Here is a 21,878-nt window from a genome sequence, read left to right as displayed (position 1 = left end):
CGTCAGTCGTCCTGTTGCGTCGTTTCGCTTTCTTCGCGCGCCATGTTCTCGATGATTGCCAGGAGAACTTTGCGAGCCGTCGCCACTTCGGCGCCGGTTACGCCGCGCACGGCGACGAGATTGATGTGCTCGGCAATGGGCACGAGCTTTTCCTTCAGCGCCCGCCCTTCTGGCGTGAGAAACACGTAAACGTTTTTGCGGCTGTGCGGCAGTTTGCGACGTTCGATATAGCCGAACTTCTCCATCGCGGTCAGCGCCGAGAAGGTCGTCGGCTCCATCAGCCCCGCTTCTTCGCTCAACTCGCGCTGGGTGAGCCCTTCGCGCTCCCACAGGATGCGCAGAAACACCCAGTGGCCGAAGGAGACGTTATGGCGCGCCAGACTGATCTGCATCATGCGGGTGAGGCCGCGCGCAGCATCGCGGACCAGATGGGCGAGGCGATCGTTGGGCACCGCATCGCGCCAGCGACGCAAGATGGCCTGGTTCTCGGATGCTCCTTGCCGGTTCGACATCATGCGCTCCGCGACAGGGCCGGCGTCGGCACTTGATAGCGCAACGTCACGTCCCGCCCTTCCCGGGCGGATTGCAGAATCGCGAAGCACACTTCCATCGTTGCCAGGCCCCACACTCCATCGTGAACCGGCGGCACGCCATCGACGACGGCCGCATACAGTTCGTCGATCACCTCCATGCGCGGCACCGCACGTACCGGCACATCCTCAAGACGACGTTCGTCATCGGCGTAGATCATCACGCCTTTTGAGGTCGGGCGCAAATCGGCATGGCTGCATGAGGCAACCAGGAGACCGAAATTCTGGTGCCAGCGTGTCTGCGGCTTGGTCGACAGCCGGCTATCCCCCTGTCCGTAACGTGCGCCGCCGTAGTTGGATTGGGCTTTGATCGCCAATTCGTCGGCCTCGCTGGCCCCCTTCAGCGTCCGCCGGACGGCACCATAATCATCCGGATTTTTGGGCAATCCGCCCTCGTTGATCCAATCGACCAATTCGTCCGAATCAAAATGGGCATAGCCGCTATAGATCATGGTCGCGACCACGCCGCTGTCGAAAGTCAGAAAGGCGGTATAGGCCCCCTCCGTCCGACGTGCAGGGTCGATGACCGCCGTCGCCGCGCGCACGGACTTGACCATGCCTCCCCCGATGAAGCGCAGGTTGTCGACCTGGTGCGGCGCCTGGTTGAAGATGACGCCGCCACCCTTTGACGTATCAAGTTCTTCGGGCCGGCGCGGCCGGTAGATGAAGTCGGTGTAGTTGAGTGCGCTCATCATATGCAGCGGCCCGAAAGCACCGCTTTCGATGAGCTCGCGCGTACGGCGCACCGGTGCATCGAAAGAATGGCTATGGCCGACGACGAGCGCCACGCCAGCCTCGCGCGCCGCAGCGATCATCGCCAGGCTATCCTCCACCGACAATGCCATCGGCTTTTCGCAGAGGATATGGCGGCCAGCCTTCGCTGCCGCCAGAACATTGTCGCGATGATATTGATGCGGCGTCGAGACATAGACCGCCTCGACCGCCGGATCAGCGCACATCTGCTCGACGCTCTCATAAGCGCGTCCGGCAAAATCCTGGGCGAAACGTTCACGCGCTTCCGAGCGCGGATCGGCGCCCGCGACGATCTCGATCCGTTCGTCCTGCACCAAAGTCGGCAACATCAAACTGAAAGCCCGGCCGAGGCCGGCAATTCCTAGGCGCAGTTTACGAACGGTCATTGAGCACTCACAGATCGATCACCACTTCCCCGCCCCGCCCGCGCGAGACACACACCATGATGTTGGTCGCATATTCGTCGGGTGTCAGCACGAAATCACGATGTTCCACATCGCCGGAAACAAGTTTGGTACGGCAAGAGCCGCACGAACCGCTCTGACAGGAGAATGGCACCTCATGGCCTGCTTGGCGCAGGACTTCGAGAATACTCGTCCCAACGGGCACGTCGAGCACTTCATTCGTGTCCACGATACGGACAGTGAAAGGCTCATCATTGGGTTGCGGCTGCGAGCCATCGACGAAAGCTTCGAAATGCACGGCGCTCGACGACCAGTGGCCGGTCATGTCGCGCACAGCGTCCATGAGACCGCGTGGGCCGCAGCAATAGACGTGCCCCTTGGGCTTTTCGAGCACCGGCCAGAGATCATAACCCTTGTCCGGATCACCGCCGTCATGATGGATGATCACCTTGCCGGTGAACTCGGGCGTCTTGAGATCTTCGAGGAAAGCGGTCGAGCCGGCATCGCGCGTCAGATAGTAGAGACGGAAACCTTTGCCCTCGCTCAACAGATGGCGCGCCATGGACAGAACCGGCGTGATGCCGATGCCGCCGGCAATCAACACATAACCGGCCGAGGATGGCACCAGTGGAAAATCGTTGTGCGGCTCTGAGACCGAGATCGTACCGCCTTCGTGCAGTTGATCGGCCATGCTGATCGAGCCGCCACGGCCGTTGGCCTCGCGTTTGACGGCGATGACATAACGATCGCGTTCAGCCGGATCGTTGCTGAGCGAATATTTGCGCTCCTCGCCGCCAGGCGTGCGCACGATGATATGGCTGCCGCTGGTGAAGGGCGGCAGTTCACCACCGTCTGGTGCCCGCAGCTCGAACCCAAATATGCCATCGGCAATCTGCCCGGCGCTGGTGACGCGCAAATCCATCGTAAAGTCCCTGGCCTTTCCCCGGGGCGGCCGCCCCTCCCAAAATACTTAGACGTCTAATTATCTGATTTCAACCCGGTCCGGCGACATCTCCCTTCTCCCCTACCTGTTCGGAAACTTTTGGTCGATTTAGAATCCCTCCACCTCTCGACAAGAGGGGCGGAACGGTGTAAATTCTTAGAGACCTAATTAATTGGGAACTGGCCCCCGGAGCCGGTTGGAGGAGAAGGCGCCATGCTGACACCGGAAGAAAACGATCTCTTGTGCCGCGTCGAGGGCGACGCGCCGATGGGCCACATCATGCGCCAGCATTGGCTGCCCGCCTGCATGATCGAAGAAGTGGCCGAGCCCGATTGCGATCCCTTGAAGGTACGCCTGTGCGGCGAAGACTATGTGGTGTTCCGCGACACCAACGGTCAGGTCGGCATGCTCGACGAGCTGTGCCCGCACCGCCGTGCATCGCTGGCCTATGGCCGCAATGAAGACTGCGGCCTGCGCTGTCTTTATCACGGCTGGAAATTCGACGTGAATGGCAATGCCATGGAGATGAACTCCGAGCCCGTCGAGACCGGCCTGCTCAAGAAGATGAAGACGCGTTCCTATCCGGTGCGCGAAGCTGCGGGTTTCGTATGGTGCTATCTCGGCCCGATCGAGAGCATGCCCGAATTTGAACCGCCGGTGTGTCAACCAACGCCGGAGACACGCATCTCCATCGCCAAGTATAAAGTGCCGGTGAACTGGGCGCAGATTCTCGAAGGGGCGATCGACTCATCGCATTCTTCGACCCTGCATTCCTCCGACATGGTGCCGGCCCGCGTCGCCGGCGCCCAGGCCAATGAACAGCTCTGGCTGCGTCCTTCGACCGACAAATCGCCACGGCTGTATTCGCAGCGCACGCCGTTCGGCTTCCGTTATGCCGCCGTGCGTCGGCCGATCCAGAACGCGCAGAGTCACGACTATATCCGCACGACCCTGTTCGTCGCGCCCTATACGGTACTGATCCCGCCTAACAACAACTACAAAGTCGTCATCATGCATGTGCCGATCGATGACGAGAACACAGACTTCTATTTCCTGGCCTTCGGCGACAATGCGACGACGCCGGGCACGGAAGAATGGCGCAAGTTCCTGCACGCCCAGGTCGGCATAGATGTCGATGAGAATTATCGCAGCTACCGGACCTTCGAGAACAAGTTCAAGCAGGACCGGCAAGCGATGAAGCTCGGCAACTTCACCGGCATTCCTGGCATTCCCAACCAGGATTATGTGATGTGGCTCACCATGGGCAAGATCACCGACCGGACGAAGGAAGTTCTCGGCCAGAGCGATCTCGCCATCGTCGAGTTTCGCCGACAGATGGTCGAAGCCGCACGCACTTATCAAGCCGACGGAACGGTGATCGGACGGACCGCACCGCATATCCCCCTCAACAAGCTGCGCTCTTTCGAAGGCGTTGCGCCGAAGACGACCGATTGGCGCATTGCCGGGCTAACGCAGGAAGAGCTCGATCTGCGCGGTTTATCGGCGCCGACCACCACGGCCGCCGAATAACGCATCCAACGCACTGCGATCTGACGATTGCTTTAGCCACCATCTCACGATGGTGGCTAAATTCTTTCGGCAGCCTCACGGGCGCTGAAAATGCCTCTCGGCTGAGGCGCCGAGGTTATGCGAAATCTGTTGCGCGACCTGCAACACGACCTCGGCGTTGCGCCCTTTGAGGCTGTCGTCGAAAGCGCGTGTATTCGCCATCACCGTCAGGGCGGCCACTGCAGCGCCTTCCGAATTCAAGATCGGTGAGGCAATGCTCGGAAAGCCTGGCACGACCGCGCCACTGCGCGGGCTCAAGCCCGTTCGGCGGATTTCCTTAAGGACATCGAGGATCTGATCGAGCGAAGAGCCGTACCATGGGTCTTCCGGCAGCGAAGCCTGCAATGCGCGCTCGACGATCTCCTTCTGCAGGGGCGTTGGAAAGTAAGCGAGGATGGCACGGCCGGCCGCGCTCAAGGGCGGCAACACGGCCCCGACCTGAAGCGCCCAATAGCTGGTGCGCAATCCCGGCAGATGCAGCACGATGATCGGCCCCTTGTCGGACCAGACCGACAGGCAGACCGGCGCGCCCAATTCGTCCCGCAGATATTGCATCGGTTCGCGCGCGGCCTGCACGACGTCGATATTCGCCAGAGCGGCAAGCCCAAGATGAATGGCGGTGGGGCCAAGCGCGAACGTGTTGCCGGTTTCGCTGCGGGCCAGGAGGCCGACGCGCACCAGGCTCACGAGATAGAAATGCAAGCTTGTCGGGCTCATCCCCGACTTCTCAGCCAAATAGCGCAAGGTGAAGGGGCCCGGAGAGACGAGAAACGGCTCGATCACCCGGAATGCCGTTTCGACGGATTGGATCCCTCGCACCTCGGCAGGCTTTTTTCTTTGCTTATCAGCCATCTACCCCTTCCTGACAGGTTGCGACGTTAGCTGAAACACAAGGCCGCCTCAACGTCAGGCTTTGTCGTTAATTTGCATATGGCAATTTATATTGACTAATGCAAATTAGCGCGCCTATGCTGCTGATCATCAAGATCAAGGGAGGGCACCGATGTTCCTGAAAGACGTTTGGCAGGTGGCGGCTTTCGCCAAGGAAGTCGGCCGCGAAATCCTGCCCCGCTCCTTGGCGGGCGAAGCGGTGATTTTGTACCGCACCAGCGCAGGCACGCCGGTCGCCATGCTCGACGCCTGCCCGCATCGCTTCCTGCCTCTATCCATGGGCAAGCTGTCAGGCGATGTCGTTCAGTGCGGCTATCACGGGCTGTGCTTCGATCATCACGGCGACTGCGTGAAAATCCCCGGCCAGGACCGCATTCCCTCGACGGCGAAGGTCAAGATCTTTCCGGTGGTCGAGCGCTACGGCTTCATCTGGATCTGGCTCGGCGATGCCGCCAAGGCTGATGAGAGCAAGGTGCCCAACTTCCACTGGATGACCAATCCGGAATGGGCGGTAAGTGAGGGCTATCATCACATCGACGCGCACTATCAACTGATCAACGACAACCTGCTCGATCTCTCCCACGAAACCTTCGTGCATCCGCATACGATCGGCAATCACGCCGTGGCGGAATCACCCCTCACCGTCTCCGAAGGTGAAGGCACGGTGATCGCCCATCGCGATATTCTCGACTGCGAACCGCCGCCGTTTTACGTGCAGGCCGCCGGCTTTTCGACGCGGATCGACCGGTGGCACACGACCATCTTCACGCCGCCGGGTTTCCTCGTCATCAAGAACGGATCAGTGCCAGCGGGCATGCCGAAGGAGGAAGCGCGTGCTAAAGGCATCGCGCGCGAACGGCGCGTCCTCAATCTCATCACACCCGAAACAGAAACGTCCTCCCATTACTTCTGGGGTATCGCCCGCGGTTACGACATCGAGAATGTCGGTCTGACGGACTATATCCGCAGCGAAGTGGCGCGCACATTCGACGAAGACAAACTCGTGCTGGAAGCGCAGCAACGCAAGCTCGGCGACCATAAGATCACGCATTTCCCCATCACGCTGCGTGCCGATGCCGGCGCCGTCCGGGGAAGACGGTTGATCGAATCCATGCTGCGCGGCATCTCCGCGGCCGCGGCTGAATAGAGAGCATCATACGGGCGCGCTCGATGAGGGGTCGAGCGCGCCCGTCGCATTTCGAAACCGGGAGGGATATGTGCCTGTTCAATCTTGGACATCAAAGTGGCTTGGGAATAGGCCTCGCATCAGAACTGCGTTGATTGGCGCGACTCTGCTTTGGGGTTGCATCGGCCTCACATCGTTGGCGCAAGCTCAATCGACTTATCCAAACCAACCGATACGCTTCATCGTCACCAATCCGGCGGGTGGCCTGCCCGATACGGTGGCGCGCATCTATGGCCGTCACTTGGAACTGCGTCTTGGCCAGCCGATTATCATCGAAAACCGCGGCGGCGGTAATGGTACGATCGGCATCAACAGCATGTTGTCCTATCCGCCGGATGGATATGCCTTCGTGGTTACCGATGGCGCCGTCTATTCGGTCAATCCACTTATTCAGGCCAATATTTCCTACAAGGAAAGCGACATCAAACCGGCGGGATTGCTCGCCATCTCGCCACTCTTTCTCGCGGCCCATCCGAAAGTCGGCGTTAAAACTCTGCCGGAACTGATCGCCTATGCACAGGCACACCAAGGGCAATTGAACTACGGCTCATCCGGCGTCGGCAGTGCCCATCATCTCTCCATGGTCGCTTTCCTGACGGCCCTCAAACTGAACATGACGCATGTTCCCTTCAAGGGAACCGGTGAGTCCGTTCCCGCCCTGCTCGGCGGACATGTCGATCTTCTTTTCTCCGCCTATCCTTCTCTATCGGGGGCCGCCGAAGCCAAGCAGGTCAATCTGCTTGCGACGGCGAGCGGCACGCGTTCAAGCTTGGAACCCAACCTTCCTTCGATCAGCGAAGTCATTCCGGACTACGACTACAAAGCAATCATCGGCCTGTTCAGTCATGCGCAAACACCGCAGGCCGTCCTGGACAGAATTGCCATGGAAATTGCCGCGATCGCCAAGGATCCCGATGTCGTTCAACGTTTGAAAGTCGTGGGCGCCGAAGCCGCCGGCTATGATGGAAAAGGCCATCTCGTGGAGCTTCAGAAAGAACGCAAGCGCTACGAACCACTGTTGGATGCCGTGGGCCTGAAGATTAGCGCACGCTGATCGCATCCCACCTATGTCCGTCAAAAGTGGGCAGTCTTTTCGCTTTTGCCTTTTGATGCAAATAACCTAGCATCTTCCCTCATCGGCTGCGGCTGAAAGGGAGGATGTCATGGTGGCAAACGCGTCGCGAGGCCCGTTCAAGGCGGATGTGGTCGGCAGTCTTCTCAGGCCTGCAAAAATCCACGAAGCGCGCTCCAAACTTGCCGCCGGCTCCGCCACACGCGACGATGTCTGGAAGATCGAAACCGACAGTGTCGACGAAGCCGTGGGTTTGCAAAAAGATGTTGGCCTCAAAGTCTGCACCGATGGCGAATATCATCGTCGTCATTGGTTCGTGGATTTCGTCGAGAAGATCGATGGCGTCGGTTTCGCCGGCGGCTTGCCGACACGCTTTCAGACCGAGGCGGGTTTCATCGAATTCTCGCCGCCGAAAGTCATCACCACCGGCAAGCTGCGGCGCACGAGATCACTCGCCGTCGATGACTTTAAGGACCTCAAACCATTAGCCGACAAAGCCGGGTTGACGCCGAAGCAACCGATTCCCTCGCCGACCCTTGTGCATTTCCGCAGCGGCGATCCCGGCGTCGACAAGAAAGCCTATCCCGACATTGCCGAATATTATCACGACCTCGCGCAGGTCTACCGCGATGAGATCAAGGCGCTTTATGACGCCGGCTGTCGTTACATCCAGATCGACGAGACAAATTTTCCGTTTCTCTGCGATCCCAATATGCACGACCACGTCCGCAGCATCGGCGAGGACCCGGTCAAACTGCAAATGAAGTACAAAAATCTTATCAATGCCGTCACCAAAGACCGGCCTGATGACCTCACCATCGCCATGCATATGTGCCGGGGCAATCATGAAAGCGCCTGGGCGGCATCGGGCGCCTACGACTTCGTTGCGGAAGTGGCTTTCGGCGAGCTCGACATCGATGCCTTCTTCCTCGAATACGATACAGAACGCGCCGGCACGTTCGAGCCCTTGAAACATATGTCGAAGAACAAGACCGCCGTTCTCGGCCTCGTCACATCCAAGAAGCCGCAGCTCGAAAGCAAGGACCTGCTGAAACGACGGATCAATGAAGCATCCAAATACGTGCCACTCGAACGTCTCGCCCTATCGCCACAATGCGGCTTTGCTTCGACGATCGGCGGCAACAAGCTGACCGTCGATGAGGAGAAAGCGAAACTGCGCCTGGTGGTCGATACGGCAAGAGAGGTCTGGGGTTGAGCCTTTAAATGTCATTCCCGATGCGCGGGACGCGAGCGGGAATCCAGGACAACCACTTCTGTGCTAATCATTCTACCGCTAGCTCTGGCTCCCCGTTCACCTGCTGAGCAGATGTCGGGGATGACACGATGGGGTTTTCATGACGATCGAATTGCATGCTTGGGACACGCCGAACGGCCGCAAGATCAGCATTGCGCTGGAGGAAATGGGCCTGCCCTATGTGGTGAAGCCAATCGACATCAGCAACAAAGGCCAGTTCGATCCCGCCTTCCTGAAGATCAGTCCGAACAATCGTATTCCAGCCATCGTCGATCCCGAGGGGCCGGAAGGAAAGCCGGTGAGCGTTTTCGAATCCGGCGCGATCCTAATCTATCTCGGCGAGAAGACCGGCCAGTTTTTACCAAAGGCCGGTGCCGCGCGCATCGCAGCACTCGAATGGCTGATGTTCCAAATGGGCGGCTTCGGACCGATGCCTGGACAGGTGCATCACTTTCTTGCCGTCGCGAATGAAGCGGATCGGCGCTACGGCCTCGAACGCTACAGCAAGGAAACGGTACGGCTTTACGGCGTGATGGATCGGCGGCTGGCGCAGGTGTCTTATTTTGCCGGCGATGCGGTCTCGATCGCCGACTTCGCCATTCTCGGCTGGGCTTGGCGGCACGAGCGCCACAAGGTGGACCTCGCCACCTTCCCTCATGTCAAACGCTGGTATGAGACGATGATGGCGCGGCCGGGCGTGCAGCGGGGATTTGCCATCAGCCTGACAGGGAAATGATGGTGGGCGGTGACGGGCTCGAACCGCCGACATCCTGCGTGTAAAGCAGGCGCTCTACCAACTGAGCTAACCGCCCCAAAGCTTCAAGGCGCCCCTATCTACGGACCCGCGCGGTGGGACGCAAGGGTGCCTGCCCCTTGGCAAACGGGGTTCCCCCAACCCTCTGGAAAACAGCGGATAAAAAGAAACGGGCCGCCCGAAGGCGGCCCGAACCGTTAAGCGGAGGTCCGATTAGTGGGCGACCAGGCCAGGCGAATCCTCGCCCTTGGCGCCCCGGGCAGCGGCGGCTGCCTTTTCCTCGTCCCATTCGATCGGCGTCGGCTGACGCACGAGCGCATGCTTGAGGACTTCGTCCATCCGCGACACTGGCACGATCTCCAGCGCGTTCTTCACGTTGTCCGGAATGTCCGCCAAGTCCTTGGCGTTCTCTTCCGGGATCAGCACCTTGGTGAGGCCACCGCGCAGAGCCGCGAGCAGCTTCTCCTTCAGACCACCGATCGGCAACACGCGGCCGCGCAAGGTCACTTCGCCGGTCATGGCGATGTTGGCGCGCACCGGAATGCCGGTGAGGATCGAGACGATGGCCGTCGCCATGGCGATACCGGCGGACGGACCGTCCTTCGGTGTCGCACCTTCGGGCACGTGGACGTGGATGTCCTTACGCTCGAAGGTCGGCGGCTCGATGCCGAAATCGACAGCCCGCGAGCGGACGTAGGACGCCGCCGCCGAGATCGATTCCTTCATCACGTCCTTCAGGTTGCCGGTGACGGTCATGCGGCCCTTGCCGGGCATCATGACGCCTTCGATGGTCAGCAGTTCGCCGCCCACCTCGGTCCAGGCCAAGCCTGTGACGGCACCAACCTGATCCTCCGTCTCGGCCTGACCGAAGCGATACTTCGGCACGCCCAGGTAATCGGAGACCGTTGCGTCGGTGACGACAACCTTCTTCTTCTTGGTCTTGAGGATTTCCTTCACCGCCTTACGGACGAGGTTGGAAATCTCGCGTTCAAGATTACGGACGCCGGCCTCGCGGGTGTAGCGCCGCACGAGGGTCAGCAGAGCCGCGTCATCGATCGACCATTCCTTATCCGTCAGGCCGTGCTTCTTGACGGCCGCCGGGATCAGGTGCTTGCGCGCGATCTCGACCTTCTCGTCCTCGGTGTAACCGGCGATACGGATGATCTCCATACGGTCCATCAGCGGACCGGGGATGTTCAGCGTATTGGCGGTCGTCACGAACATCACGTTCGAGAGATCATAGTCGACCTCAAGATAGTGATCGTTGAAGGACGAGTTCTGTTCGGGGTCGAGCACCTCGAGCAGAGCTGACGAAGGATCGCCACGGAAGTCCTGGCCCATCTTGTCGATCTCATCGAGCAGGAAGAGCGGATTGGACGTCTTGGCCTTGCGCATCGACTGGATGATCTTGCCGGGCATCGAGCCGATATAAGTGCGCCGGTGACCGCGGATCTCAGCCTCGTCACGCACGCCGCCCAGCGACATACGCACGAAGTCACGACCCGTCGCCTTGGCGATCGAACGGCCGAGCGAGGTCTTGCCGACGCCCGGAGGGCCGACGAGGCACAGGATCGGACCGGTCAGCTTATTGGCACGCTGCTGCACGGCGAGATATTCGACGATACGTTCCTTGACCTTGTCGAGGCCGAAGTGATCGGCGTCGAGAATGTCCTCGGCGAGCTTCAGATCCTTCTTGACCTTCGACGGCTTCTTCCACGGGATCGACAGCAACCAATCGAGATAGTTGCGCACGACCGTGGCCTCCGCCGACATCGGCGACATCTGACGCAGCTTCTTGAGCTCCGCCATCGCCTTGTCACGGGCTTCCTTGGTCAGCTTGGTCTTCTTGATGCGCTCTTCCAGTTCGGCGGCTTCGTCACGGCCGTCTTCGCCGTCACCAAGCTCCTTCTGGATCGCCTTCATCTGCTCGTTGAGATAATACTCGCGCTGGGTCTTCTCCATCTGGCGCTTGACGCGCGAGCGGATGCGCTTCTCGACCTGAAGGACCGAGACTTCGCTTTCCATCAGACCCAGACACTTCTCAAGCCGCTTGGCGACCGAGGCCATCTCAAGGATTTCCTGCTTGTCGCTGATCTTCACCGCGAGATGCGAGGCGATCGTATCGGCGAGCTTGGAGAAATCCTCGATCTGCGTCACGGCAGCGACGACTTCCGAAGAGACCTTCTTGTTGAGCTTGACGTAGCCTTCGAACTCCGAGACGGCGGAGCGCGCGAGGGCTTCGACCTCGACCTTGCTGGAGATGTCATCCGCCAGCGCTTCGGCCTCGGCCTCATAATAATCTTGGGTGTGGGAGTAGGACTTCACGCGGGCGCGTGTCAGCCCCTCGACCAGAACCTTGACGGTACCGTCCGGCAATTTCAGCAACTGCAGCACGGTCGCCAGAGTACCCGTCGTGAAGATGGCGTCGGTCGCCGGGTCGTCATCGGCGGCGTTCTTTTGGGTCGCCAGCAGAATGAACCGCTCATTCTTCATCACTTCTTCGAGAGCGCGAATGGATTTTTCGCGGCCCACGAAAAGCGGAACGATCATGTGCGGAAAGACGACGATGTCACGGAGAGGCAACACCGGATAGGTATGCACTTCGCCGGGCTTCGCGGGGGTACGCTTTTCTGAGCTCATTTCATCATTCCTTTCCTCGCATAAGCCACGCCTTACGGCCGCGGCCTCTGCAGGACCCTCTCCCGGTGAGAAGCAAGTTCGTTGCCGAACGCTTCATCGGGACCAAGTCCCCGCCTGGAGCCCTTCATTGGCGCTCCGGCTGTTCTTGCATCGGGAGAAAGGATGATTCGAAAATCACCCTCCTCCGTTATGTTAAGAGATGGCGCTTGTGGCGGCGACTTTCAAGCCGCCGCCGGGATCACGCCACAGCTCAATTGGCACACGCCAAAACGCCGGACGCAGGTACGAAACCACCGCGAAATCAGGCGGTGGCGCCCTTTTCCGCTCGGTCGGAATAGATGTAGAGAGGCCGCGCGCGACCATCCACGACCTCCGGTCCGATGACGACCTGCTCGACGCCTTCGAGGCCGGGCAATTCGTACATCGTGTCGAGCAAGATACCTTCCATGATCGAGCGCAGACCGCGCGCGCCTGTCTTGCGCTCGATGGCCTTGCGGGCGATCACGTTCAACGCTTCGTCCTGGAACGTCAGATCGACATTCTCCATTTCGAACAGGCGCTGATACTGCTTGACCAAAGCATTGCGCGGTTCGGACAAGATTTTCTTCAGCGCTTCTTCGTCGAGGTCTTCGAGCGTCGCGATGACGGGCAGACGGCCGACGAATTCAGGGATCAGGCCGAAGCGCAGCAGATCTTCCGGCTCGACCTTGCGGAACACTTCGCCCGTGCGCCGCTCATCCGGCCCCTCGACACGCGCCGCAAAGCCGATCGAGGTGTTCTTGCCACGCTGCGAAATGATCTTCTCGAGGCCGGCGAAGGCGCCACCGCAGATGAACAGGATGTTCGTGGTGTCGACCTGCAGGAATTCCTGCTGCGGATGCTTGCGGCCGCCCTGCGGGGGAACGCTGGCAACCGTGCCTTCCATGATCTTCAGAAGCGCCTGCTGCACGCCCTCGCCCGACACGTCGCGGGTGATCGACGGATTGTCGGACTTGCGGCTGATCTTGTCGATTTCGTCGATGTAGACGATGCCGCGCTGCGCCCGCTCCACATTGTAGTCGGAGGCCTGCAGCAGCTTCAGGATGATGTTTTCGACATCCTCGCCGACATAGCCGGCTTCCGTCAGCGTCGTCGCATCGGCCATGGTGAACGGCACATCGAGGATGCGCGCCAGGGTCTGCGCCAACAGCGTCTTGCCGGAGCCGGTCGGGCCGATCAGCAGGATGTTCGACTTCGCCAACTCGACGTCGTTGTGCTTCGAGGAGTGGTTCAGCCGCTTGTAATGGTTGTGGACGGCCACCGACAGAACGCGCTTGGCCTGCACCTGGCCGATGACATAGTCATCAAGAACCTTGCAGATTTCGCGCGGCGTCGGAATGCCCTCGCGGCTCTTCACCAGGGAGGATTTCGATTCCTCGCGGATGATGTCCATGCACAGTTCGACGCATTCATCACAGATGAAGACGGTCGGGCCGGCGATCAGCTTGCGGACCTCGTGTTGGCTCTTACCGCAGAAAGAGCAGTAGAGCGTATTCTTCGAGTCGCTGCCGCTGACTTTGCTCATTTCGTTCTCCGTTAGGCCAGCGCCCGTTTCCGCGCGACTCGGCCAGTGTCAACGATATCTGCGCCGGTCCTAACAAAGCGTAGCCAGCAACTGGCTGAAACCGAGCACACTTCTTCATATATGACCGAAAATCCGGTCGAAAAGTCCACAAAATGCGGACTCAAAGCAGAAAACGTCGATTGCTGCGATGCAATCATGCGATTGCCCATCGATCAAGCGATGAAGCCACGATCACTGCCGGAACAAGGGGGGTGTCGCATGATTGCAACAATTTTCGCTCATTCTGGCTAATCTGGGGCCGAACCTGGCGCGATTATCGGAATAACCGCGCCAGGGGCAATTATTTGGCGTCGATCTCGTCCGGACGCTTGTCGAAGACCTGATCGATCAGACCGAAATTCTTGGCCTCTTCCGCCGACATGAAATTGTCACGGTCAAGTGCACGCTCGATCGCATCATAATCCTGGCCGGTGTGTTTGACATAGATTTCATTCAGGCGACGCTTAACCTTGAGTATGTCTTCGGCGTGGCGCTGAATGTCCGAAGCCTGACCTTGGAAGCCACCGGACGGCTGGTGCACCATGATGCGGGAATTCGGCAGGCTGAAGCGCATGCCGGGCTCGCCGGCCGACAACAGCAGCGAGCCCATGGAGGCCGCCTGGCCGATGCACAGGGTCGAGACCTTCGGCTTGATGAACTGCATGGTGTCGTAGATCGACAGGCCAGCCGTCACCACCCCGCCGGGGGAATTGATATAGAAGGAAATGTCCTTCTTGGGATTGTCAGCTTCCAGATAAAGGAGCTGCGCCACCACCAGGGTAGCCACCTGATCCTCGACCGGACCGGCGAGGAAAATAATCCGCTCCTTCAGCAGGCGCGAAAAAATGTCGTAGCGATACGAACCGCGCGAGGTGACTTCCTCCACGCTCGGAATGACAAACGAATTATAGACGTCGACGGGATCGCGCAGCATGTGGCTCTCTGTCTGGGGGAATCAACTCAGGTTTCCAACATAGTCATCGAAGCTGCTGGTGCAATGGGAAGGCCGGGGCCCGCGTTCGCAGGTCCCCGGCCTTTCTGATTCAGCGTGAATTTCCGGTTGCGGCCGCAGCCGCCGAGCCTGACGGCTTGAAGGCGTCAGGCCTTGGCGTCGTCCTCGATCGGCTTCAGCAGCTCTTCCTTGGACACGGTCTTGTCGGTGACCTTGGCCTTGGAAACGACCACGTCGATGACCTTTTCCTCGAACAGCGGCGCGCGAATCTGAGCGGCCACGGCATCCGGGTTCTTCTGGTAGTAGTCCCAGATCGCCTTTTCCTGGCCGCGGTACTGGCGGGCGCGCTCGATGATCGCCTGCGACAGTTCCTCGTTGGAAACCTCCACCTTGGCCTGCTCGCCGACTTCCGCCAGCACCAGACCCAGGCGAACGCGGCGTTCGGCGATCCGCTGATAATCGGCCTTGGCCGCTTCTTCGGTCGTGCCTTCGTCCTCGAAGGTCTTCTTGGTGCGTTCCTGTTCGGACTTCACCTGGCCCCAGATGCCGTTGAATTCCTGTTCGACCAAGCCCGGCGGCAGTTCGAAGTTGTATTTCTTGTCGAGGGCGTCGAGCAGTTCGCGCTTCAGTTTCTCACGGGAAATCTGGTCGAATTCGCGCTTGATGTTGTCGCGAATGGCTTCCTTGAGCTTGTCGAGGCTCTCGAGGCCCAGGGTCTTGGCGAATTCGTCGTCGAGCTTCAGCTCGCCCGGCGCTTCGACACCCTTCACGGTGACGTCGAACACGGCTTCCTTGCCGGCGAGATGCGGCGCCTGATATTCGGCCGGGAACGTCACCGTCACGGCGCGTTCATCACCCTTGGCGGCGCCTTCGAGCTGATCCTCGAAGCCCGGAATGAACTGTCCCGAGCCCAAGGTCAGCGGCGTGTCGGTGCCAGCGCCACCTTCGAACGGCACGCCATCGAGCTTGCCGACGAAATCGATGGTGACCTTGTCGCCCTTGGCGGCGGCGCCTTCCTTGGCGACGAACGGACGGCTCTGCTCGGCCATGCGGTTGAGGGCGTCGTTGACCTCGTCATCGCCCGGCTCGACCACCAGACGCTCGACGGCCACGTCGTCGAAGGAGCCGACTTCAAACTTCGGCAGCACTTCGAGATTGACCGTGAAGGCCAGGTCGCCCTGAACTTCGATGGCCTTTTTTACGCCCTCGTCGCCGCCTTCGATGTCGATCTTCGGCTCGCCGGCGAGGCGAATCTTATGGTCCTCGACGATCTTGCGGTTCACCTCGTTGACGGCGTCCTGCAACACGTCGGCCATGACCTGACGGCCATACATCTTCTTGAGGTGGTCCACAGGCACCTTGCCCGGACGGAATCCGTTGATGCGGACCTTGTCCTTCATCTCGACGAGCTGGCTGTCGAGCCGGCGGGCGAGATCGTCGACCGGAAGGACGACCTTGTAGGCGCGCTTCAGGCCTTCGGAGAGGGTTTCTGTCACCTGCATGTTCAAATACCTTCTTAACACTTCAACCTGGCCGGGATTGTCCTCCCCGCGGTCGATGGAATTCTCTTGAAACGGCGACCAATCGGCTTGGTGCGGGCGGAGGGACTCGAACCCCCACGCCTTGCGGCGGTGGAACCTAAATCCACTGCGTCTACCAGTTCCGCCACGCCCGCCCCGGACGCGGCTGCGCCCTCACGGCCCGAAAGTTTCGCCGTTCGGGTGGCGGCTCTATAGCAATGGGTCCGCCCGGAGGCGAGGGAAAAATCGCGGCCGATCAGCGCTCAAAGCCGCCCGGCTAAAACCGCCAAGCTAAAATCTCCGAGTTAAAATCTCCGAGTTAAAATCTCATGGCCTGCCCCTCTATGGTCAAACGACGCATCAGGCGGGGCTCTTCCCGAGGAAAATCCTTGCGGGCGTGGATCGAGCACCAATTATCCCAGATCACCAGGTCGCCCAGCCGCCATTTATGCTCGTAAATGATCGAGGGATCCTCGGAAATGTCGAAAAGAGTGGCCAAAGCCTCTTCGCTCTCCGCCCGACTCAGTCCCTCGATCCGTGCCGACATCAGCCGGGACACATAGAGCGCTTTGCGCCCCGTGGCCGGATGGGTGATGAAAATCGGCTGCTCCATATGCCTGATCTTGGCAATATCGACCGCCTCGAGATTGAGCCGCTCGCGCCGCTTGTAATCGTGAATTTGCAGCACCTTACGCCCCTCCAGCCGGTCGCGCAGGGGCTGCGGAATCATTTCATAGGCCTGGTAGAGGTTGGAAAAGCTGGTCTCGCCGCCCCAGGAGGTGAGCTTGAGAGCATAAAGCAGGGTCGCCCGGTGCGGCTCGGGATAATAGCTGGTGTCGTGGTGGAACCACATTTCGCCATCGCCGAAGGCGCCGATTGCCTTGCCGTCCTCGACGATATTGGTGACGAGCATAAAGGGGGTATCGAAACTCCCTCCCGGCCCATCGCCGCTGATCGGGCGGCGGCGCATCGCGACCTTGCCGAAAAGCCCGGCGGCTGTGAGCTGCGCCGGTTCGTCGAGCTGCTGATCGCGGAAGACCAGGACCACGTGATCCTCGAAGGCTCGGCGAATCGCTGCGGCGGTTTCTCCATCCACAGGTTTCGATAGATCGACGCCCTGCACTTCCGCGCCGATCACCGGATGAAGTTTCTTGACTGAGATCGCCATGGTGTTTCCTCTCCTCATTTCTGTTTTGCGTTTTCATACTCCCGGATCAGGCCAACACAAAGACCGATAGCAACGGGCTCGCCGCATCGCGCCTGTTCTTCTATAGAGAACACATGACTCTCACCCGGCGACACGTTCTCCTCGGCGCCACGTCAAGCGCTCTCCTGCCTGTGTGCGCACGCGCGCAAGATGAGTTTCGCAGCCTAGAAGCGCGTACCGGCAAGCTGCGTCTCGCCGAGACAGCCGAAACGGACATTCTTGGCGGCGATGGGCAATCGCCTGGTCCGCTGCTGCGTCTCAAACGTGGCGATGAATTGCGCCTACGCCTCGTCAACAAACTGAACGCACCGACCTCGCTGCATTTTCGTGGCATACGAGGACCCAATGCTTTCGATGGCGTGGCCCCGCTGACGCAAAAAGCTATCGCGCCGGGCGCGTCGTTCGACTATCGCTTCACGCCGCCCGATGCTGGCGTCTTTCTTTATCATGCGCATGCAGATGCGAATTTCGCCGAACAGACGGCGCGTGGCCTGCACGGACTCTTGATCGTAGACGAGCCCGATGCGCCCGAGCATGATCACGAGGTGGTCGCCGTCATCGCCGATTGGAAACTCGACAACACGGCGCAATTGTCGGCCTGTTCGACGACCAAGGGACGGGAAGCTTTCACGTCGATCGAAGAAGCCGGCGGTGTAGGCCGCATCGGCGCACTCATCACCATCAACGGCAAGCCAGCGCCGCAAGCACACAGTTTCGCGCCGGGAGAACGCGTCTGGCTGCGTCTTGCCGCCGCGACCACGGCGCGCCTGATGGCGCTGACTTTCGAAGGCGCGCAGCCTTTCATCACCGCCATCGATGGCCAGAACTGCGACGAATTCGAGCCGGTTCAACGCAGCATTCCGGTCGGCCCCGGCGCGCGCTTCGACATCATGTTCGACATGCCGCTCGAAGGCCAGGAGATGAAAGTCATCCTGCGCGGCGGCACTTTGGGCCTTGCGGGCGAGACCGATAGAGCCATCATCACCTTCGCGTCGAAGGGCGAAAAAGCGAAATCGCGCCCGCCGATCAAATCGGCGCCAGCCAATCCGCTGGTGCGCCCGGTGATCCCGCTGCAAAACGCCAAGCGGCTCGATCTCGTCATCGAACGGGTCCCCGCACCGCGTAACGCCCAATGCCTGACATCCGACATGACGCTGTGGAAACTCAACGGCAAAGTCATGCGCGCCAGCGATCCGCCGCTCTTTTCCGTCAAACGTGGCACGCCGGTGACGCTGGGCTTTCTCAACCAGTCCAGCGTCGCCCATGTGATGCGCCTCTATGGGCATGTGATGCGACAGTTGCATTTGCTTGACGATGGCTGGGAACCTTATTGGCGCGACAGCGTCATCGTCGCGCCCGGCCGCACGGTGCGGATCGCCTTCGTCGCCGACAATCCGGGCCGCTGGCGGCTCGGCAGCGGCATTCTCGATCATGCGGTGGCCGGCCTTGGCGGCTGGTTCGAAGTGACATAGCCACCGCAATCCGCACTCAACAGGGAGGACACATGCTCATCGTGAGACTTGCTTACAACGCGCCCGGCAAGGACCAGGAACGCGCGCAAAACCTTGCTGCCCATTCGGCGCATTTACGCTCTGGCAAGGCAAAGCTGCTGCAATCGGGACCGATCTATGCGGCGGACGGCGAGCGTGTCGGCGCATTGATCGTTTTCGATGCCAAAGACTTTGCCGAAGTGGAAGCCTTCAGCGCCGCCGATCCCTTTGTCATCAGCGGCGTCTACAATGACGTCCGCCTGGCGCGCTGGGAAAAGACCATCGGCTAAAGGCGGCCGAGCGCGTCCCACACAGCGGGCATGGCCTCGGGCAAATCCTCCGCGATCAGCCCTTGGCCCACCGTGCGCGCTGCAGCACCATGCAACCACACGGCCGCGCATGTCGCGTCGAATGGCGCCATCTCCTGCGCCAATAATCCACAGATCAAGCCGGCCAGCACATCGCCTGAGCCGGCGGTGGCGAGCGTCGGGGGCAGATCACAGGCAATGGCGGCACGTCCATCGGGATGCGCGGCGACCGTATCTGCCCCTTTCAGAAGAACGACGGCGCTGCTTTGGCGTGCGGCGAACCGCGCCCGTTCCAGCTTGCTGCCACCGACATCAAACAAGCGTGCAAACTCGCCTTCGTGCGGCGTCAGCACGACCGGCCCATCGTGAGCGGCAATCGCTGCGAAGAGAATATCGGGTTCGCTCGCAAACACCGTGAGCGCATCCGCATCAAGAACGATGGCACGTCGGCCAGCGGCAGTGAGCGCCGTCAGCACGAGATCGCGTGTCAGCGATGTCACGCCCATCGCCGGGCCCAGCACCATGGCATTGATGCGAGGGTCCGCTAGAATTTCGCGGCATTCCTGCACATTGTCGCAAGGGGCCAGCATCACCGCCGTAAGATGCGCGGCATTCACCGCGAGAGAGGCGCGCGGCGACAGCAAGGTGACAAGCCCTGCCCCGGCCCGCAGCGCTGCGCGCGCCGACAAACGCGCTGCGCCGGTGCGATGAGGCGCGCCCGAGAAAGCAATGGCATGGCCGCGCGTGTATTTATGGCCCGTCGCCTGCAACACCGGCAAAACCGCACGCCACAAGGCGGGCTGATTGACATAAGCGGCCGGTTTCACAGTCGCCAAGACCTGCGGCGCGATGCCGATCTGCGCCAGCACCACCTCGCCGCACAGCGTCCGCCCCGGCAATAACAGATGACCCGGCTTTAGCCGAAAGAATGTCACGGAGGCATCGGCTTCGACAGCGACGCCGCGCACCGCGCCTGTCGCGCCATCGATGCCGGAGGGGACGTCGACAGCAACCACCTTACGGCCATGCGCGCTACGCCAGGCGTTCAACCGCTCAACGACAGCTCGTGCGCGACCATCGAGATCCCGCGACAGACCGGCGCCGAACAAAGCATCGACGACGAGATCGGCTTCATCGAGCTTCACCAACGCAGCCGACATCAAGCGCCCGGTCCACGCTTCGGCGGCCAGGCGTGCATCGCCTGACAGCTTCTCGCGATCGCCCAGCAAACCGACGGTGACGTCGAGCCCGGCCTCACGCAGTACACGGGCGGCAACGAAACCGTCACCGCCATTGTTACCCGGCCCACAGAGGATGACGATGCGACATTCGCCCGCCGCCAACATCCGACCTACCTGATCGGCAACGGCGCGACCTGCCGCTTCCATCAAGACGATGCCTGCCGTGCCAGCTTCGATCGTCAGGCGATCGGCCTGTCCCATTTCGTCCGGCGTCAACAGTTCGAGCTGATCAGCCGCCATCGGAAACATGTCAGACGGCCCGCGCCGGTTTAGCGGCGGTGATCAAGACGACAGTGCCAAGAATGCCGGAAGCGATCGAACCGACAAGCACGCCAATCTTGACTGCCGCTTCAAGATCGCTCGCACCTGGGAAAGCCAGCAGGCCGATGAACAGGCTCATGGTGAACCCAATGCCGCACAGAATGCTCACACCGTAAACCTGCATCACTGTGGCATTCTGCGGCGGCTCGGCGAGTTTGAGCCAAACCGCCAGTTTGGTCGCGGCGAACACGCCTACCTGCTTGCCGACGAAGAGGCCCGCCGCAATGCCGATCGTGACCGGATGGAACAGTTGATCGAAACCGATGCCGCTCAACGATACGCCAGCGTTGGCAAAGCCGAACAAGGGTACGATGAAAAATGCCACCGGCACGTGGAGGCGATGTTCGAGTTCCTGCAACGGCGTGTGCTCTTCGCCTGCTTCACCGCCGCCGGGAATGGTCAGTGCCAGCAGCACGCCAGCCAAGGTCGCATGCACACCCGATTCATGCATGAACACCCAAAGGATGACGCCGAGCAACAGATAAGCCCACAATTGCTTGACACCGAAATAATTCAGCGCCGCCAGCACAACCATCGTCACCGCAACGCCGGCCAGAGCCCACAGCGCCAACTGCGACGTATAGAACAGCGCGATGATGACCACGGCGCCGAGATCGTCGAGAATGGCGAGCGCAGCGAGAAAAATTTTCAAGGATGGCGGAGCGCGCGTGCCGAGCAAAGCCAACACGCCGAGCGCGAAGGCAATGTCGGTGGCCGCCGGAATGGCCCAACCGCGCAGCGTGGCCGGCGTATGCCAATTCAACGCCACATAGATCAGCGCCGGCACGATCATGCCGCCAGCCGCCGCCACGCCCGGCAAGGCACGTCGCGGCCACGTGGCCAACTCTCCACCGGCGAATTCGCGTTTGATTTCGAGGCCGACAAGCAGAAAGAACACGGCCATCAGTGCATCGTTGATCCAATGCAGAACCGAGAGACCGCCCAGCTTGCGCTCCAGCGTATCAAAATAAGTGGATGACAACGCAGAATTGGCGATGATCATGGCGAACACGGCCGCGATCATCAAAATGACGCCACCCGCTGCTTCGCTTCGCAGAAACTGACGCAAGGCTTCGGCGCGTCTCGGACGCGATGACGGCACGTTTTCCTTGGTCAAAGCTTCACCCGCTGTTGATCTGACTCCTTTACGAGCCTGACAATCTAAACGAGTTTAGTGAC

Annotated in this window: 18 protein-coding genes and 2 tRNA genes; 7 read left to right on the top strand and 13 right to left on the bottom strand. The window is 60.4% G+C overall.

The genetic code is table 11. The features are described 5' to 3' along the window. Positions 1–2: 2 nt before the first annotated feature. The 3 genes from OIM99_RS27125 to OIM99_RS27115 are packed head-to-tail and all read right to left on the bottom strand — an operon-like array spanning position 3 to position 2,669. Entirely contained in the window at positions 3–512 is a 510-nt protein-coding gene (locus tag OIM99_RS27125) for a MarR family transcriptional regulator (protein WP_311853645.1), read from the bottom strand. After that, entirely contained in the window at positions 512–1,729 is a 1,218-nt protein-coding gene (locus OIM99_RS27120) for a Gfo/Idh/MocA family oxidoreductase (RefSeq protein WP_311853644.1), read from the bottom strand. Before OIM99_RS27120 ends, OIM99_RS27125 begins: the two co-directional genes overlap by 1 nt. 7 nt (positions 1,730–1,736) lie before the next feature. Continuing rightward, complete coding sequence (locus tag OIM99_RS27115) at positions 1,737–2,669, bottom strand: PDR/VanB family oxidoreductase (protein ID WP_311853643.1); 933 nt, start codon at positions 2,667–2,669, stop codon at positions 1,737–1,739. 234 nt (positions 2,670–2,903) lie between these two features. Between OIM99_RS27115 and OIM99_RS27110 the strand changes: the two genes are divergently transcribed. Continuing rightward, positions 2,904–4,220: a Rieske 2Fe-2S domain-containing protein gene (locus tag OIM99_RS27110; protein ID WP_311853642.1), complete on the top strand. Its 1,317-nt coding sequence runs from the start codon at positions 2,904–2,906 to the stop codon at positions 4,218–4,220. 75 nt (positions 4,221–4,295) lie between these two features. On the opposite strand, the gene OIM99_RS27105 is transcribed toward OIM99_RS27110, so the two are convergent. Beyond that, positions 4,296–5,111 (bottom strand): IclR family transcriptional regulator, encoded by an 816-nt coding sequence (locus tag OIM99_RS27105; protein WP_311853641.1) that lies wholly within the window; start codon positions 5,109–5,111, stop codon positions 4,296–4,298. A 151-nt stretch (positions 5,112–5,262) separates the two neighbouring features. Between OIM99_RS27105 and OIM99_RS27100 the strand changes: the two genes are divergently transcribed. The 4 genes from OIM99_RS27100 (at position 5,263) to OIM99_RS27085 (ending at position 9,399) form a co-directional block, all read left to right on the top strand. Next, complete coding sequence (locus tag OIM99_RS27100) at positions 5,263–6,297, top strand: aromatic ring-hydroxylating dioxygenase subunit alpha (protein WP_311853640.1); 1,035 nt, start codon at positions 5,263–5,265, stop codon at positions 6,295–6,297. Between the two features lie 256 nt (positions 6,298–6,553). Then, the gene (locus tag OIM99_RS27095) at positions 6,554–7,390 is read left to right on the top strand and encodes a tripartite tricarboxylate transporter substrate binding protein (protein WP_311853639.1); all 837 of its coding nucleotides are present in this window, start codon (positions 6,554–6,556) and stop codon (positions 7,388–7,390) included. A gap of 109 nt (positions 7,391–7,499) precedes the next feature. Further along, positions 7,500–8,624 (top strand): 5-methyltetrahydropteroyltriglutamate--homocysteine S-methyltransferase, encoded by a 1,125-nt coding sequence (locus OIM99_RS27090; protein ID WP_311853638.1) that lies wholly within the window; start codon positions 7,500–7,502, stop codon positions 8,622–8,624. A 139-nt stretch (positions 8,625–8,763) separates the two neighbouring features. Then, complete coding sequence (locus OIM99_RS27085; RefSeq protein ID WP_311853637.1) at positions 8,764–9,399, top strand: glutathione S-transferase family protein; 636 nt, start codon at positions 8,764–8,766, stop codon at positions 9,397–9,399. Here the strand turns inward: OIM99_RS27085 and OIM99_RS27080 are convergent. From OIM99_RS27080 to OIM99_RS27050, 7 genes are all read right to left on the bottom strand, one after another. Beyond that, positions 9,400–9,475, bottom strand: a tRNA-Val gene (locus tag OIM99_RS27080). A gap of 155 nt (positions 9,476–9,630) precedes the next feature. After that, positions 9,631–12,057, bottom strand: coding sequence for an endopeptidase La (lon, locus tag OIM99_RS27075; protein ID WP_311853636.1), 2,427 nt, complete (start codon positions 12,055–12,057; stop codon positions 9,631–9,633). 301 nt (positions 12,058–12,358) lie between these two features. Continuing rightward, positions 12,359–13,621 carry an ATP-dependent Clp protease ATP-binding subunit ClpX gene (gene clpX / locus OIM99_RS27070; protein ID WP_311853635.1) on the bottom strand — a complete coding sequence of 421 codons (1,263 nt, stop codon included), beginning with the start codon at positions 13,619–13,621 and terminating at the stop codon, positions 12,359–12,361. 340 nt (positions 13,622–13,961) lie between these two features. After that, complete coding sequence (locus OIM99_RS27065; RefSeq protein WP_311853748.1) at positions 13,962–14,591, bottom strand: ATP-dependent Clp protease proteolytic subunit; 630 nt, start codon at positions 14,589–14,591, stop codon at positions 13,962–13,964. Positions 14,592–14,758: 167 nt separating this feature from the next. Next, a complete protein-coding gene (gene tig / locus OIM99_RS27060; RefSeq protein WP_311853634.1) occupies positions 14,759–16,114 on the bottom strand; it encodes a trigger factor in 1,356 nt (451 codons plus the stop codon). Positions 16,115–16,202: 88 nt separating this feature from the next. Continuing rightward, a tRNA-Leu gene (locus OIM99_RS27055) sits at positions 16,203–16,287 on the bottom strand. 164 nt (positions 16,288–16,451) lie between these two features. Beyond that, positions 16,452–17,300, bottom strand: a complete 849-nt coding sequence (locus OIM99_RS27050; protein ID WP_311853633.1) for a TauD/TfdA family dioxygenase — start codon at positions 17,298–17,300, stop codon at positions 16,452–16,454. A gap of 113 nt (positions 17,301–17,413) precedes the next feature. Between OIM99_RS27050 and OIM99_RS27045 the strand changes: the two genes are divergently transcribed. Continuing rightward, positions 17,414–18,811 carry a multicopper oxidase family protein gene (locus OIM99_RS27045; RefSeq protein ID WP_311853632.1) on the top strand — a complete coding sequence of 466 codons (1,398 nt, stop codon included), beginning with the start codon at positions 17,414–17,416 and terminating at the stop codon, positions 18,809–18,811. Positions 18,812–18,843: 32 nt separating this feature from the next. Next, positions 18,844–19,119 (top strand): YciI family protein, encoded by a 276-nt coding sequence (locus OIM99_RS27040; RefSeq protein ID WP_311853631.1) that lies wholly within the window; start codon positions 18,844–18,846, stop codon positions 19,117–19,119. Here OIM99_RS27040 and OIM99_RS27035 read toward each other — a convergent pair. Both OIM99_RS27035 and nhaA read right to left on the bottom strand, forming a co-directional pair. Further along, positions 19,116–20,618 (bottom strand): NAD(P)H-hydrate dehydratase, encoded by a 1,503-nt coding sequence (locus tag OIM99_RS27035; protein ID WP_311853630.1) that lies wholly within the window; start codon positions 20,616–20,618, stop codon positions 19,116–19,118. The genes OIM99_RS27040 and OIM99_RS27035 overlap by 4 nt on opposite strands. A 10-nt stretch (positions 20,619–20,628) precedes the next feature. After that, complete coding sequence (gene nhaA, locus OIM99_RS27030; RefSeq protein WP_311853629.1) at positions 20,629–21,816, bottom strand: Na+/H+ antiporter NhaA; 1,188 nt, start codon at positions 21,814–21,816, stop codon at positions 20,629–20,631. Positions 21,817–21,878: the final 62 nt, after the last annotated feature.

This window comes from Methylocella sp. CPCC 101449 (genome assembly GCF_031921685.1).
In the GTDB taxonomy this organism is placed as follows: domain Bacteria; phylum Pseudomonadota; class Alphaproteobacteria; order Rhizobiales; family Beijerinckiaceae; genus Terripilifer.
Note: the sequence above shows the minus strand (reverse complement) of the source record. Positions and strands in the feature narration are given on the sequence as shown.